Source organism: Trichlorobacter lovleyi (assembly GCF_015239775.1).
Taxonomy (GTDB): domain Bacteria; phylum Desulfobacterota; class Desulfuromonadia; order Geobacterales; family Pseudopelobacteraceae; genus Trichlorobacter; species Trichlorobacter lovleyi_B.
Genome location: NZ_CP058409.1, coordinates 1,229,453 through 1,244,834 on the forward strand (window position 1 = coordinate 1,229,453; position 15,382 = coordinate 1,244,834).

Annotated in this window: 10 protein-coding genes; all 10 read left to right on the forward strand. The window is 50.8% G+C overall.

The genetic code is table 11. The features are described from left to right. Positions 1-163 precede the first annotated feature (163 nt). The 10 genes from rpoB (at position 164) to rplW (ending at position 15,377) form a co-directional block, all read left to right on the forward strand. Positions 164-4,657, forward strand: coding sequence for a DNA-directed RNA polymerase subunit beta (gene rpoB / locus FY034_RS05695; RefSeq protein ID WP_265554394.1), 4,494 nt, complete (start codon positions 164-166; stop codon positions 4,655-4,657). A gap of 77 nt (positions 4,658-4,734) precedes the next feature. Then, positions 4,735-8,892 (forward strand): DNA-directed RNA polymerase subunit beta', encoded by a 4,158-nt coding sequence (gene rpoC, locus FY034_RS05700; RefSeq protein ID WP_265554395.1) that lies wholly within the window; start codon positions 4,735-4,737, stop codon positions 8,890-8,892. A gap of 377 nt (positions 8,893-9,269) precedes the next feature. Then, entirely contained in the window at positions 9,270-9,641 is a 372-nt protein-coding gene (rpsL, locus tag FY034_RS05705) for a 30S ribosomal protein S12 (protein ID WP_012469408.1), read from the forward strand. A gap of 20 nt (positions 9,642-9,661) precedes the next feature. Then, on the forward strand, positions 9,662-10,132 hold the full coding sequence (rpsG, locus tag FY034_RS05710; protein ID WP_012469409.1) for a 30S ribosomal protein S7: 471 nt from the start codon (positions 9,662-9,664) through the stop codon (positions 10,130-10,132). 26 nt (positions 10,133-10,158) lie between these two features. Next, positions 10,159-12,237, forward strand: a complete 2,079-nt coding sequence (gene fusA, locus FY034_RS05715) for an elongation factor G (protein ID WP_265554398.1) — start codon at positions 10,159-10,161, stop codon at positions 12,235-12,237. 35 nt (positions 12,238-12,272) lie between these two features. Then, positions 12,273-13,463 carry an elongation factor Tu gene (gene tuf / locus FY034_RS05720; RefSeq protein WP_012469398.1) on the forward strand — a complete coding sequence of 397 codons (1,191 nt, stop codon included), beginning with the start codon at positions 12,273-12,275 and terminating at the stop codon, positions 13,461-13,463. Between the two features lie 18 nt (positions 13,464-13,481). After that, a complete protein-coding gene (gene rpsJ, locus FY034_RS05725; protein ID WP_012469411.1) occupies positions 13,482-13,790 on the forward strand; it encodes a 30S ribosomal protein S10 in 309 nt (102 codons plus the stop codon). Positions 13,791-13,817: 27 nt separating this feature from the next. Then, positions 13,818-14,453, forward strand: coding sequence for a 50S ribosomal protein L3 (gene rplC / locus FY034_RS05730; protein WP_265554401.1), 636 nt, complete (start codon positions 13,818-13,820; stop codon positions 14,451-14,453). Between the two features lie 19 nt (positions 14,454-14,472). Then, the gene (gene rplD / locus FY034_RS05735; protein WP_265554402.1) at positions 14,473-15,093 is read left to right on the forward strand and encodes a 50S ribosomal protein L4; all 621 of its coding nucleotides are present in this window, start codon (positions 14,473-14,475) and stop codon (positions 15,091-15,093) included. Next, positions 15,093-15,377: a 50S ribosomal protein L23 gene (rplW, locus tag FY034_RS05740; RefSeq protein ID WP_265554404.1), complete on the forward strand. Its 285-nt coding sequence runs from the start codon at positions 15,093-15,095 to the stop codon at positions 15,375-15,377. The genes rplD and rplW overlap by 1 nt, the downstream gene beginning before the upstream one ends. Positions 15,378-15,382: the final 5 nt, after the last annotated feature.

Here is a 15,382-nt window from a genome sequence, read left to right on the forward strand (position 1 = left end):
TGCGCAGTGCAATACCTGCAGGAAGCCAAGGTCGCCTGGTGCGGCCTTGGCTTGTCCTGTTTTGTTAATTCCTCCTGGCATGTGATCTGCGATTTAATTTATTTAAATCAATAGGTTGTGTGCTGATGTCTGTTCTTTTATGCTACTTGCCGAAGGAGAAGGTATGGCCTACTCGATCGCCAACAACCACCTGCTGCGCAAAAATTTTGCCACTATCAAGAATATCATTGATATCCCTAACCTGATTGACATTCAGAAAAACTCCTACCGTCGTTTTTTGCAATCTGACGTCCCGTTGGATTCACGCAAAAACATTGGTCTTGAGGCTGTTTTTCGGTCTGTTTTTCCTATAAAGGACTTCAGCGAAACTTCATCGCTGGAGTATGTCTCCTATACGCTGAGCAAGCCTAAATATGACGTTGAGGAGTGCCATCAACGGGGTATGACCTATGCAGCCCCGATGAAGGTTAAGGTCCGGCTTGTCATTTGGGATTCAGGCAAGGAGTCGGGTGTCCGTGGTGTTAAGGATATTAAGGAGCAGGAGGTCTACTTCGGGGAAATCCCGTTGATGACCGAAAACGGCACCTTTATTATCAACGGCACTGAGCGGGTTATCGTTAGCCAGTTGCATCGCTCACCGGGTGTATTCTTTGATCACGATAAAGGTAAGACACACTCAAGTGGCAAGGTTCTGTATTCTGCGAGGGTTATCCCCTATCGTGGTTCCTGGCTTGACTTTGAGTTTGACCATAAGGATATCCTGTTTGTAAGGATTGACCGTCGTCGTAAGATGCCGGCAACGGTCCTGTTAAAGGCCCTGGGATATTCAGTTGAACATCTCCTGAACTATTACTACAAGAGTGAGCAGATTTTTATTGCAGCGGGTGAACTGCGCAAAGGGATTGAACCCGAGCTGCTTACCATGCAAAAGGCGGTTGTTGATGTCGCAGACGCCAATGGTGAGGTAATTGTAAAGGCCAACCGCAAATTCACCAAGGCCTCTATAAAGAAGCTCTTGGATCATGGTGTTACTACCATTCCTACCAGTTCCGAGAATATTATTGGCCGCTATGCTTCTGCTGATGTTGTTGATCCGGTAACCGGTGAAATACTGCTGGAATGCAATCAGGAACTGACAGCCGACAAGCTTGACGAGTTGCGCCAAAAAGAGGTTACAACCTTCAACCTGCTGTACATTGACGGTTTGAACGTCACCTCTTCCTTCCGTGATACGCTGCTTGCTGATAAAATCAGCTCCAGTGATGAAGCCCTGATCGAGATTTATCGGCGTTTGCGTCCGGGGGATCCACCAACTCTCAAGAGCTCGCTGGCACTCTTTGATAACCTGTTCTTTAACCCTGAACGTTATGATCTTTCAGCTGTTGGTCGTCTGAAGCTGAACTTTAAACTGGGGCTGAAGGTGTGGCCGGATTGTACGATACTTAACGGGCCTACCATGTTGACAGCTGCTGAGCTGCAAAATGCCGAGCAGTTGATTGATGGCCTGGTGAATGGTACCCGTCCGGTTGACTTGGCTTTAAAAGACAGACTTTCGAGCGATCTGACCAAATCGCTTAAAAAGCTCGATTTGAAACAACCGGTGCCTGAGCGTCTGTTGGAACAGCTGGCTGAAGAACTGAATAGTGCGGTAGCCAACGCTGAGTTCTTCCAGCGTGATCTGGTTGCAGGTCTTGAACTGCCTGAGTCGTTCATAAAACTGATGGATCTGATTGAGCAGGGTGGTTATGACGAAAATCGTCGGCGGATTGAAGGCCTGCGCCGCAATCGTATGCTTCTGGAAGTTGCCTATGGCGACTCTGTTGAGTGCTGTAACCGTAACGACATTCTCGAGATCGTCCGTTATCTGATCGAGTTGAAAAATGGTCGCGGTGCGATTGACGATATTGACCACTTGGGCAATCGTCGTGTCCGGGCCGTTGGTGAATTGCTTGAGAATCAGTATCGGATCGGTCTGGTACGGATGGAACGGGCAATTAAGGAACGGATGTCGTTGCAGGAAGTTGAAAACCTGATGCCGCACGACCTGATTAACTCAAAGCCTGTGTCTGCGGTTGTCAAGGAGTTCTTTGGTTCATCACAGCTGTCACAGTTTATGGACCAGACCAACCCGCTGTCCGAGGTTACCCACAAACGGCGCCTGTCGGCCCTTGGACCAGGTGGTCTGACCCGTGAACGTGCCGGCTTTGAGGTGCGGGACGTTCATCCCACCCACTATGGCAGGGTCTGTCCGATTGAAACGCCGGAAGGTCCGAACATCGGCTTGATCGCTTCTCTCTCCACCTACGCCCGGATCAACGAGCATGGTTTTGTTGAGACACCGTACCGTTTGGTACGGGAGGGCCAGGTCACCAGTGAGGTGAAGTTCTTCTCTGCACTGGAAGAGGAAGGACATGCCATCGCCCAGGCAAATGCCTTGGTGGATCAGGACGGACGGTTTATTAATGAGTACGTCTCTGCACGGAAGAGCGGCGAGTTTGTTCTGGTGCAGCGTGACGAAATTGAGCTGATGGACGTTGCACCCAAGCAGCTGGTATCCGTTGCTGCGGCACTGATTCCGTTCCTGGAAAACGATGACGCAAACCGGGCCCTGATGGGATCCAACATGCAGCGGCAGGCAGTTCCGTTGTTGCGTGCGGATTCCCCGTTGGTGGGTACCGGCATGGAACGTATTGTTGCGAAGGATTCCGGCGTCTCTGTTATTGCCCGTCATAATGGTGTTGTTGATGCGGTTGATGCTGGCCGGATTGTGATCAAGATTGACGAAGAAGAGTATGATGAGACCGGTACCGGCGTTGATATTTACAATCTGGTGAAGTTTTCCCGCTCCAACCAGAATACCTGTATCAACCAAAAGCCGGTGGTAAAAGTCGGGGACAAGGTCAAACGCGGCGATGTCATTGCTGATGGCCCCTCAACCGATATGGGTGAACTGGCCCTTGGTCAAAACATCATTGTGGCCTTCATGCCTTGGGGCGGCTACAACTTCGAGGACTCCATCCTGGTTTCTGAACGGCTGACCAAGGATGACCGCTACACATCAATTCACATCGAAGAATTTGAGTGTGTGGCCCGTGATACAAAGCTTGGCAAGGAAGAAATTACCGCTGATATTCCAAACCTTGGTGAAGAGGCTCTTAAAGATCTGGATGAGTCAGGTATCATCAGGATCGGTGCCGAGGTCAAACCTGGCGATATCCTGGTCGGGAAAATCACTCCCAAAGGCGAGACCCAGCTCTCTCCCGAAGAGAAACTGCTGCGTGCGATCTTCGGTGAAAAAGCTGGTGATGTCCGTGATACCTCCTTGACCATACCTCCGGGCGTGGAAGGTACCGTTATCGGCGCCAAGGTCTTCTCCCGTAAGGGTAATGATAAGGACGCCCGGACTGAACTGATTGAGAAGATTGAGGAAGAGAAGCTTCGCAAGGACGAGCAGGATGAGGTCCGTATCATCCGAGATTCAGCTCGCGGCAAGCTGAAGCGCCTCCTGGTGGGTAAGACTGCCGGTGCCAAGATCGAGGATCGTCACGGCGTAACTGTTCTTGCCAAGGGCAAGAAGATTACCGATGAACTGCTTGAGTCCCTGACCATGGACCGCTGGGCAACCATTTCAGTCAGTGACGGAACCGATGTCGAGGAAAAAGTCGCTGAGGTCCTGTCCAAACTCAACGAGCAGGTCGAGCTTATTCGTGGGGTATTCGACGATAAGGTTCAAAAGCTGAGAAGGGGCGACGATCTGCCTCCTGGTGTAATCAAGATGGTCAAGGTCTATGTCGCCATCAAGCGTAAGCTCCAGGTTGGTGACAAAATGGCTGGTCGTCACGGTAACAAGGGTGTTGTTTCCCGCATCCTGCCTGAAGAAGATATGCCGTATATGGATGATGGGCGCCCCGTTGAAATTGTGCTGAACCCCTTGGGTGTTCCTTCCCGTATGAACGTTGGACAGATCCTTGAGACCCACCTTGGCTGGGCTGCTAAAGGTCTGGGCTGGAAGATTCAGAAGATGCTGGAAGAGCATACCTCTGAAGAAAACCTGAAGAAGTTCATTCGTGAAACATACGATAATGCTGACTTCAACAAGATACTTGACACCATGGATCGTGAAGAACTGCTGCTGGTTGCGCGGCGCCTGTCGCGTGGTGTGCCGATGGCATCACCGGTATTCGAAGGTGCCGGTGAGGCGAAAATCAAAGAGCTGTTGACCCGCGCCGGCTTTGCAACCAATGGCCAGGTAACGCTTTTTGACGGTCGTACCGGTGAGCCGTTTAAGCATAAGGTAACGGTTGGTATCATGTACGTCCTGAAGCTGCATCACTTGGTTGATGACAAGATCCATGCCCGTTCAATCGGACCTTACTCGCTGGTTACGCAGCAACCACTGGGTGGTAAGGCCCAGTTTGGCGGCCAGCGTCTGGGTGAGATGGAAGTCTGGGCGATGGAGGCATATGGCTGTTCTTATGCACTGCAGGAGTTCCTGACCGTCAAGTCGGACGACGTCTCCGGACGTACCCGCATGTACGAAGCGATTGTGAAAGGTAAGCACACGTTGGAGCCTGGTCTGCCAGAGTCGTTTAACGTGCTTATCAAGGAACTTCAATCACTTTGCCTTGATGTGGAGCTGCTTGAAGGGGATGAGTAACACGGTGCGGTAGTTATGCCGCTGTTGCGAACCGACCGGTTCGCCTTGATGATTGAGATTACACTGGAGGATAGACCGTGGAAGATTATTTCACAGGAAGCTTCTTCGATAAACCAAAAGATCCCCTGCATTTTTCAGCTATTCGTATCTCCATCTCCTCACCGGAGAAGATTCGGGAGCGTTCCTTTGGTGAAGTGAAAAAGCCGGAGACGATTAACTATCGGACCTTCAAGCCGGAGCGTGATGGCTTGTTCTGTGCCAAAATATTTGGACCGACCAAGGATTACGAGTGTAACTGCGGCAAATATAAGCGAATGAAGCACCGCGGTATTATCTGCGAGAAGTGCGGCGTCGAGGTTATTCCCTCCAAGGTGCGCCGTGAACGGCTTGGACATATTGATCTCGCTACCCCGGTGGCGCATATCTGGTTCCTCAAGTCGCTACCTTCCCGGATCGGCAATCTGCTCGATATTACTCTCAAGGATCTTGAACGGGTGCTGTATTTCGAGGCTTTTGCCATCACTGACCCTGGTACAACGCCACTCAAGTTCTGTGAGGTGTTGTCAGAGGATAAGTTTCTCAAGGCCCAGGAAGAGTATGGCATTGATGCCTTTGAAGGCGGCATGGGTGCAGAAGCCGTACGGAAGTGTCTACAGGCGTTGGAGCTCGATGAGCTGGCAGTTCAACTGCGGATGGAGATGATGGAGTCCACCAGCGAGGCCAAGCGCAAGAAGGTGGCCAAGCGTCTTAAGGTGGTAGAGGCCTTCAAGCAGTCTGGCAATAAGCCCGAATGGATGATCCTGGAATGCATTCCGGTATTGCCACCGGAATTGCGTCCTCTGGTGCCGCTGGATGGCGGACGTTTTGCCACCTCTGATCTGAACGACCTCTATCGTCGTGTTATCAACCGGAATAACCGCCTTAAGCGTCTTTGTGAACTGCAGGCCCCGGAGGTGATCATCCGTAACGAAAAGCGGATGCTGCAGGAGGCGGTTGATGCCCTGTTTGACAACGGTCGCCGTGGCCGCGCTATTGCCGGCCCCAACAAGCGTCCGCTCAAGTCGCTGTCTGACATGCTCAAGGGTAAATCCGGCCGTTTCCGTCAGAACCTGTTGGGTAAGCGGGTCGACTACTCCGGCCGTTCCGTTATTGTTGTCGGTCCTGAACTGAAGTTGCACCAGTGCGGTCTGCCCAAGAAAATGGCTCTGGAGCTGTTCAAGCCGTTTATTTATAACAAGCTCGAAGAGCGTGGCTATGTTACCACCATCAAGAGTGCCAAGAAGATGGTGGAAAAGGAACGTCCCGAAGTGTGGGATGTGCTGGAAGAAGTAATCCGGGAACACCCGGTCATGTTGAACCGTGCACCAACCCTGCACAGACTCGGCATACAGGCCTTTGAGCCGGTTTTGATCGAAGGTAAGGCCATTCAGCTGCACCCACTGGTCTGTACTGCCTTCAACGCCGACTTTGACGGTGACCAGATGGCCGTGCACCTGCCGCTTTCCATTGAAAGTCAGGTGGAAACCAGGGTGTTGATGATGTCCACCAACAATATCCTCTCCCCGGCTCACGGCAAGCCGATTATCGTGCCTTCGCAGGATATGGTTCTTGGAACCTATTACATGACCAGGGAGCGGATTGGCGCTAAAGGCGAGAGGACGACTTTTGCCTCTCCCGAAGAAGTGCGTATCGCCTTTGACCATGGTGAGGTTGATATGCAGGCACGGGTCAAAGTGCGGATGATTGATGCACCTGACAACCCGGATGAGAAGCCGCAACTGGTTGATACCACCGTCGGCAGGATCATTCTGCGGGAGGTGTTGCCTCCACAGGTTCCTTTCTCGGCAATCAACAAGGTGATGAACAAGAAGGAACTCTCAAACCTGATTGATACCTGCTACCGTCTGGCGGGCAACAAGGAAACGGTTATTCTGGCTGACCGTCTGAAAGAGACCGGTTTCCGCTACGCAAACCTGGCTGGTATCTCAATCTGTATCGATGACATGGTTATTCCTGAAGGTAAACAGGCCATCATAGACAGGGCCAATGAAGAGGTTCAGGAGATTCAAAACCAGTACACCGAAGGTCTGATTACCGATGGTGAACGTTACAACAAGGTTATCGATATCTGGGCCAAATCTACTGAAGAGATCGCCAAGGAGATGTTGGGTAACCTCTCCAAGGAGATCGTTGTTGACAGTGATGGCAAAGAGGTTGAAATCCCCTCCTTTAATGCCATTCACATGATGGCTGACTCAGGCGCACGGGGCTCGGCACAGCAGATTCGCCAGTTGGCCGGTATGCGGGGCTTGATGGCAAAACCGTCCGGCGAAATTATTGAAACTCCGATTACCGCAAACTTCCGTGAGGGGTTGACCGTGTTGCAGTACTTCATCTCAACCCACGGTGCACGGAAGGGTCTTGCCGATACCGCGCTGAAAACGGCAAACTCAGGTTACCTGACCCGTCGTCTGGTTGACGTGGCCCAGGACGCGATCATCACCGAAGATGATTGCGGTACTCTGGACGGCCTGACGGTCAGCTCGCTGACCGAGGGTGGTGAAGTTATTGAGCATATCGGTGACCGTATCCTTGGCCGGGTTGCTCTTGATGATATCCATGACCCGATTACGGACGAGATCCTGGTGGAGGCAAACCAGGAGATTGACGAAAATCTGGTCAAGAAAATCGAAGATGCAGGTCTTGAGAAGGTCAAGATGCGCTCAGTGCTCACCTGCCAGAGTAAACGTGGCATCTGTGCCAAATGTTACGGCCGCGACCTTGCCCGTGGGCATATTGTTAACATGGGTGAGGCAGTTGGTGTTATCGCTGCCCAGTCCATCGGTGAGCCTGGTACCCAGCTGACCATGCGTACCTTCCACATCGGTGGTACTGCATCCCGGGCTGCTGAACAGACTTCACTTGAGGCCCGCTATGAGGGCTTGGTCAAATACATAAATCTGCATACCGTAGTCAATGCAGAAGGTTTCCATATTGTCATGAGCCGTAACGGTGAGGTTGCCGTGGTGGACGAAACCGGCCGTGAACGTGAACGGTACGGTGTTGTTTACGGTGCAAAACTGAAGATTGCTCCGGAGGGGGCGGTCAAGGCAGGTGAAACGCTTGCTGAATGGGATCCGTATACCATGCCGATTCTGACTGAGGTCGGCGGTCGGGTCAAGTTTGGTGACATTATTGAAGGTGTCACTATGGAGGAAAAGCTGGATGATGTCACCGGCCTTTCCCGCAAAGAGATCGTCGAAACCAAGGATTCGGATAAGCGGCCGAGAATTGCCATTAAAGATGCCGGCGAGTCCGGTGGCACCATTGGTCGTTACTATCTGCCTGTTGGTGCCATCATCAACGTAACTGAAGATACGGTCATCTGCGGCGGTGATATCATTGCCAAGATTCCTCGCGAAACAACCAAGACCAAGGATATTACCGGTGGTCTTCCCCGGGTCGCCGAGTTGTTTGAAGCACGTAAACCGAAAGACTTTGCTGTTATTACCGAGATCGACGGTAAGGTTAATTTCGGTAAAGACTCTAAAGGCAAGCGCAAGGTGGTGGTTACACCCGAGCTTGGTGAGCCGAAAGAGTATCTGATTCCCAAAGGCAAGCATATCAGCGTACATGAAGGTGATTACGTCCGTGCCGGTGAACCGCTGATGGATGGCTCGTCAAACCCGCACGACATTCTGCGTGTTCTCGGTGTTAAGGAGCTTGCCAAATATCTGGTCGATGAAGTACAGGAAGTCTACCGTCTGCAAGGCGTTAAGATCAACGATAAGCATATTGAGGTTATCGTACGGCAGATGTTGCGCCGCGTCAGAATCAAGGAGGTCGGTGATACCAACCTGCTGATTGATGATCAGGTTGAACGCTACGTCTTTGAAGAGGAAAATGCCAAGGCCTTTGCTGAAGGGAAGCGTCCTGCAACGGCAGAACCACTTCTGCTTGGTATTACCAAGGCCTCTCTCTCAACTGAGTCATTCATCTCAGCGGCATCGTTCCAGGAAACCACGAAGGTGCTGACACAGGCCGCTATTGAAGGTAAGGTGGATGCCCTGCGCGGACTGAAAGAGAACGTTATTATGGGTAGGTTAATACCCGCCGGAACCGGTATACCACGTTATCGCCACCTCCGTCTGCATGTAGAGGAGCAGGCCGGCGAGCTGGCGGTACCACAGGCAGATGCTACGCTGGATCTGGATGACGAACAGCAGGCCGCATAGTACCTGTTAGAGCTGAACTCTGATTGCATGCGGCATCAGCCGCATGCAATCTTTTTTGTAGAGCTCAAATAAAATGATTGACAGCATGCGTATAAACACGTATGTTGTCGGTCTCGACTCAATGAGAGTGTGCGACAGGCTGCCGGTTTTTTGGTAGCTGATAAAGGATGGAGATGCTGGTGAGATTCCGGCCCTACACTTATTCCATCCCCCACCATGTGATTAATATGTTGCGCATGACTCGTAAAATGTGTGTTTAGTTGTTGTCTGCTTGGTGTCGGCAAAATATATGTTGACATTATAACTTCATTCTTGGTATGTAGGGTGTTCGCGCTTTTTGGCGTTGAGAATTTTGCTGCTGGGAGACAGGTAATCGTATGCCAACGATCAATCAGTTGATTCGTCAGGGTAGGGAAAAAAAGAGAGATAAGTCTACTGCACCGGCTTTGAAGAGCTGCCCGCAGAAGCGTGGTGTTTGCACCAGGGTTTATACTACGACGCCTAAGAAGCCTAACTCTGCTCTTCGTAAGGTTGCTCGTGTTCGCTTGACAAACGGGATTGAGGTTACTTCCTATATTCCGGGTGTTGGTCATAACCTGCAGGAGCACTCGGTTGTGTTGATTCGTGGCGGCCGGGTGAAGGACTTGCCGGGTGTTCGTTATCATATCGTTCGGGGTACGCTTGATTCTGTAGGTGTTAAGGGTCGTATGCAGGGTCGTTCCAAGTACGGCGCCAAGCGTCCTAAGTAAACTAGTCAGAGGGGTAAGGTATGCCGAGGAGACGTGAAGTACCTAAGCGTGTGATTCTGCCGGATCCAAAATATAACGATAAGACTGTTGCTAAGCTGATCAATATTCTGATGGTTGGCGGCAAGAAGAGTGTTGCTGAGTCGATACTGTATCGTGCATTGGATATTGTTGAGAGTAAGTCGGGAGAAGAGGCGGTCAAGGCTCTGAAGAAGTGTCTTGATAATATTAAGCCTGCTCTTGAGGTTAAGTCGCGCCGGGTTGGTGGTTCTACCTATCAGGTTCCGGTTGAGGTTCGTCCTGATCGTCGGGTCTCTTTGGCGATGCGCTGGTTGATCAAGTATTCGGCGGCTCGTTCCGAGAAGACGATGACTGAGAAGATGGCTGGCGAAATTTTGGATGCCTTCAACAGTCGTGGTGCTGCTGTTAAAAAGCGGGAAGATACCCATAAGATGGCAGAGGCAAACCGTGCCTTTGCTCACTATCGTTGGTAGTTTTTAGCTTGCTGGAGGAATAGTTCGTGTCTCGTTTGTCACCACTTAATAAATATCGCAATATCGGCATTATGGCGCACATCGACGCCGGTAAGACCACCACCACTGAGCGTATTCTGTACTACACCGGGGTTTCTCATAAAATTGGTGAAGTGCATGAAGGTACTGCGACCATGGACTGGATGGAGCAGGAGCAGGAGCGTGGTATTACAATAACCTCGGCTGCTACTACCTGTGAGTGGAATGATCATCGTATTAATATTATTGATACTCCTGGTCACGTCGACTTTACTATTGAGGTTGAGCGTTCGTTGCGGGTTTTGGATGGTGCTGTTGCGGTGTTCTGTTCTGTTGGTGGTGTTGAGCCGCAGTCTGAAACAGTGTGGCGCCAGGCAGACAAGTACTGTGTTCCCCGGATTGCGTTTATTAATAAGATGGATCGTATTGGTGCGGACTTCTTCCGTGGCGTTCAGATGATTAAGGATCGCTTGAAGGCAAATCCTGTTCCGCTTCAGCTGCCTGTTGGTAAGGAAGATTATTTTAAGGGAATTGTTGATCTGGTTCGGATGAAGGCAATTATCTGGGACGAGGAGTCGCTTGGCGCTAAGTTTCATGAGGAAGAGATTCCTGCCGACCTGCTTGACGAAGCCAAAGAGTGGCGTGACAAACTGATCGAGGAGATTTCAAGTCACGACGATGCTCTGATGGAAAAATATCTTGGTGGCGAGGAGCTGACTGAAGCAGAAATTATGGCTGCTATTCGCTCCTGTACGATCAATATACAGATTATTCCGGTTGTGTGTGGTTCGTCCTTTAAGAACAAGGGTGTTCAGAACCTGCTTGATGCTGTAGTTGATTATATGCCTTCTCCGCTTGATATTCCTGCTATTAAGGGTATTGATGAGTCCGGTGCAGAGGTTGAGCGTAAGGCAGACGATACTGAGCCGTTCTCAGCGCTCGGTTTTAAGATTATGACTGACCCTTTTGTTGGTCAGCTGACATTTATCCGGGTCTACTCAGGCGTACTGCAGTCCGGTTCCTATGTCTATAATGCAACCAAAGGCAAGCGTGAGCGAATCGGTCGTTTGCTGAAGATGCATGCGAATAAGCGTGAAGAGATCAAGGAAGTTTATGCAGGTGACATTGCTGCTGCAGTAGGGCTTAAATACACTACTACCGGTGATACACTCTGCAATGAAGATCAGGCTGTTATCCTTGAGTCAATTGAATTCCCCGAGCCGGTTATTTCGATTGCAATTGAGCCAAAGACCAAGTCTGACCAGGAGAAACTCGGCCTTTCACTTCAGAAGCTGGCTAGTGAAGATCCTTCGTTCAGGGTTAAGACCGACGAGGAAACCGGCCAGACGATCATTTCCGGTATGGGCGAGTTGCACCTTGAGATCATTGTTGACCGGATGATGCGTGAGTTTAAGGTTGAGGCAAATGTTGGTAAGCCTCAGGTTGCCTACCGTGAAACGATTACCAAGAAGGTTAAGGTTGAGGGTAAATTCGTACGTCAGTCTGGTGGCCGTGGCCAGTATGGTCATGTCTGGCTTGAGGTTGAGCCGCAGCCGGAACCGGGTAAAGGGTATGAATTTGTTGATGCCATCAAAGGTGGTGTTGTACCTCGCGAATATATCCCTGCTGTTGACAAAGGTATCCAAGAGGCAACCGATAACGGCGTGCTGGCTGGTTTCCCGGTTGTTGACGTGAAGGTGACGCTGATTGACGGGTCATATCACGAAGTTGACTCCTCGGAAATGGCTTTCAAGATAGCTGGCTCCATGGGCTTTAAAGAGGGCTGTCAGAAGGCCGGTCCGATCCTGCTTGAGCCGATTATGTCGGTAGAGGTTGTGGTTCCAGAAGAGTATATGGGTGAGGTTATCGGTGACCTGAACTCCCGTCGTGGCCGTATCATGGGTATGGACTCCCGTGCTGGAGCACAGGTAGTTAGTTCTATGGTCCCACTGGCAAATATGTTTGGTTACTCTACTGACCTTCGTTCGGCCACTCAGGGTCGTGCAACCTATGCTATGACATTTGATCATTACGAGCCGGTACCGAAGTCTGTATCTGACGAAATTATTGCAAAAGTAAAAGGGTAATACCCCGCGACTTAAGAAACAGGAGGAACCAGTCGATGGCCAAGGCTAAATTTGAGCGTAATAAAACGCACGTAAACATCGGAACGATTGGTCACGTTGACCATGGTAAGACCACATTGACCGCAGCGATCACCAAGGTGCTTGCTGGCAAGGGTCAGGCCGAATACAAGGCGTTTGACCAGATTGACAACGCCCCTGAAGAGCGTGAGCGTGGTATCACCATTGCGACCGCCCACGTTGAATACGAAACCGACAAGCGTCACTACGCCCACGTCGACTGCCCTGGTCACGCTGACTACGTCAAGAACATGATCACCGGTGCAGCTCAGATGGACGGTGCTATTCTGGTTGTATCAGCAGCAGACGGCCCAATGCCTCAGACCCGTGAGCACATCCTGCTTGCCCGTCAGGTTGGCGTGCCCTACATCGTTGTCTTCCTCAACAAGGCTGACATGGTAGACGACGCTGAGCTGCTTGAGCTGGTAGAACTGGAAATCCGTGAACTGCTTTCCAGCTATGACTTCCCGGGTGACGATATTCCAATCATCAAAGGCTCCGCCCTGAAGGCCCTTAACGGCGACAAGGACGAACTGGGTGAAGACTCCGTTAACGCACTGATGGAAGCTGTTGACAGCTACATCCCTGATCCTGAGCGTGCCATTGACCGTCCGTTCCTGATGCCGGTAGAAGACGTATTCTCCATCTCCGGTCGTGGTACAGTTGCCACCGGTCGTGTAGAGCGCGGCATTGTAAAGGTTGGCGAGGAAATCGAAATCGTCGGCATCAAGGCTACCGCCAAGACCACCGTAACCGGTGTAGAAATGTTCCGTAAACTGCTTGACCAAGGTCAGGCTGGCGACAACATCGGCGCCCTGCTGCGTGGTGTTAAGCGTGAAGACATCGAGCGTGGCCAGGTACTTGCCAAGCCCGGTAGCATCACCCCGCACACCAAGTTCAAGGCAGAAGCCTACATTCTCACCAAAGAAGAAGGTGGTCGTCACACCCCATTCTTTAACGGCTACCGTCCGCAGTTCTACTTCCGCACCACTGACGTAACCGGTGTAGCTGAACTGCCTGCCGGCACCGAGATGGTAATGCCTGGTGACAATATTGCCATGACCGTAAACCTGATCACCCCGATCGCCATGGACGAAGGTCTTCGCTTCGCCATCCGTGAAGGTGGTCGTACCGTAGGCGCCGGCGTCGTCAGCGCAATTATCGAGTAAAGATTAAGCGAGGAAGCGATGCAGAGCCAGAAGATCAGAATTCGCCTTAAGGCATATGACCATAAGTTGCTGGATGTATCCGTCGGTGAGATTGTTGAGACGGCAAAGCGTACCGGCGCTCGTGTAGCAGGACCAATTCCGCTGCCAACGGTTATCAATAAGTATTGCGTGCTGCGCGGACCGCACGTTGACAAGAAGTCCCGTGACCAGTTTGAGATCAGAACCCATAAGCGTCTGATTGATATTCTTGACCCGACACAGCAGACCGTTGACGCGCTGATGAAATTGGACCTGTCCGCAGGCGTTGATGTTGAAATCAAGCTGTAGACATTATTGCCAGATAGGATGTCTGTTATGAATAAAGGGATTATCGGAAAAAAGCTGGGCATGACCCAGATCTTCCTGGAAGATGGTACCCGCGTTCCAGTAACGGTGGTACAGGCAGGCCCTTGTGTGGTGCTGCAAAAGAAGACAGCAGAAGTTGATGGCTATTCAGCCGTACAGGTTGGGTTCGAAACCGTCAATGCTGCTAAGGCAAACTCTGCTGATCGTGGGCATTGCGTTAAGGCCGGTAAAGGTGTGTTTAGGCACCTGCGTGAACTGAAATTGGAGCAAGAGGCTGATCTGAATATCGGTGATGAGCTTACTGTTCAACAGTTTGAACCCGGCGATCTGATAGATGTTACTGGTACCAGTATCGGTAAAGGTTTTCAGGGGGTTATCAAGCGGCACAACTTCAAGGGTGGTCGCGCCTCCCACGGTTCCCGCTTCCACCGTGCACCTGGTTCAATCGGTTGTTCGGCAACACCTTCACGGGTTTTCAAGAATAAAAAGATGCCGGGTCAGATGGGGAATGAGCGCGTTACAGTACAGCGTCTCCAGGTGGTTCGAGTTGATGCAGATCAGAATCTAATCCTGATTAAAGGTGCGATTCCAGGTTCCAAGAACAATGTCGTTGTCATTAAAGACAGCGTCAAAGCCACCAAGTAATCAGACGGAGTAGTTACGTATGCCAACAATAGCTCTGTATAATATGAATCGTGAAAAAATTGGTGAAGTTGCCCTTAATGAGCAGATCTTTGCCGCTGAAGTCAAAGAGCCGCTCATTCATCAGGCTCTTAAGGTACAGCTTGCCAATCGCCGTGCAGGTACGGTTAAAACCAAGACTCGTGCTGAAGTTTCCGGCGGTGGTAAGAAGCCGTTTAAACAAAAGGGTACCGGTAATGCACGTCAAGGTTGTTCACGTGCGCCTCAATATCCGGGTGGTGGTACCGTTTTCGGTCCTCAACCAAAGACCTATAATCTTGGTATCAATAAGAAAGCTCGTAAAGCTGCACTGCGTTCCCTGCTATCCATGCAGCTCAAGAGTGAAAAGATTACTGTTCTTGATCAACTTGAATTTGCAAAGATTTCCACTAAAGACTTTGCCGGTTTTATGAAGAAATTCGATCTGGAGCGGTCATTGATTATCACCGAGGAACCATCGACGAACCTTTCACTGTCGTCGCGAAATGTTCCCTATGTTAAGTTGCTCAAGGCTGACGGCTTGAATGTCTTTGATGTCCTTAAATATCAAAACATTGTCATGACCGAGGGTGCTGTGCGACTCGTGGAAGGAGCGCTGCAGTAATGAACATTTATTCAATTATCAAAAAGCCACACGTCACTGAGAAGACATCTCTCGGTACAGAGGCTGCAAACACCATCACCCTGGTGGTTGACCGTGATTCAAACAAGATCGAGATCAAGAAAGCTATTGAGTCGCTCTTCAAGGTCAATGTTACTTCGGTACGTACCGTGAATGTGGCTGGCAAAGTCAAGCGCTTCGGTCGTAACTATGGCAAGCGTCAAAACTGGAAAAAGGCCTATATCACGCTGAAGGAAGGCCAGACCGTCGACTTCTTCGAAGTGTAACGGAC

Coding starts and splice junctions, on each gene's coding strand:
- rpoB (WP_265554394.1), top strand. CDS start 164: ATGGCCTACTCGATCGCCAACAACCACCTGCTGCGCAAAAATTTTGCC.
- rpsL (WP_012469408.1), top strand. CDS start 9,270: ATGCCAACGATCAATCAGTTGATTCGTCAGGGTAGGGAAAAAAAGAGA.
- rpsG (WP_012469409.1), top strand. CDS start 9,662: ATGCCGAGGAGACGTGAAGTACCTAAGCGTGTGATTCTGCCGGATCCA.
- tuf (WP_012469398.1), top strand. CDS start 12,273: ATGGCCAAGGCTAAATTTGAGCGTAATAAAACGCACGTAAACATCGGA.
- rpsJ (WP_012469411.1), top strand. CDS start 13,482: ATGCAGAGCCAGAAGATCAGAATTCGCCTTAAGGCATATGACCATAAG.
- rplC (WP_265554401.1), top strand. CDS start 13,818: ATGAATAAAGGGATTATCGGAAAAAAGCTGGGCATGACCCAGATCTTC.
- rplD (WP_265554402.1), top strand. CDS start 14,473: ATGCCAACAATAGCTCTGTATAATATGAATCGTGAAAAAATTGGTGAA.
- rplW (WP_265554404.1), top strand. CDS start 15,093: ATGAACATTTATTCAATTATCAAAAAGCCACACGTCACTGAGAAGACA.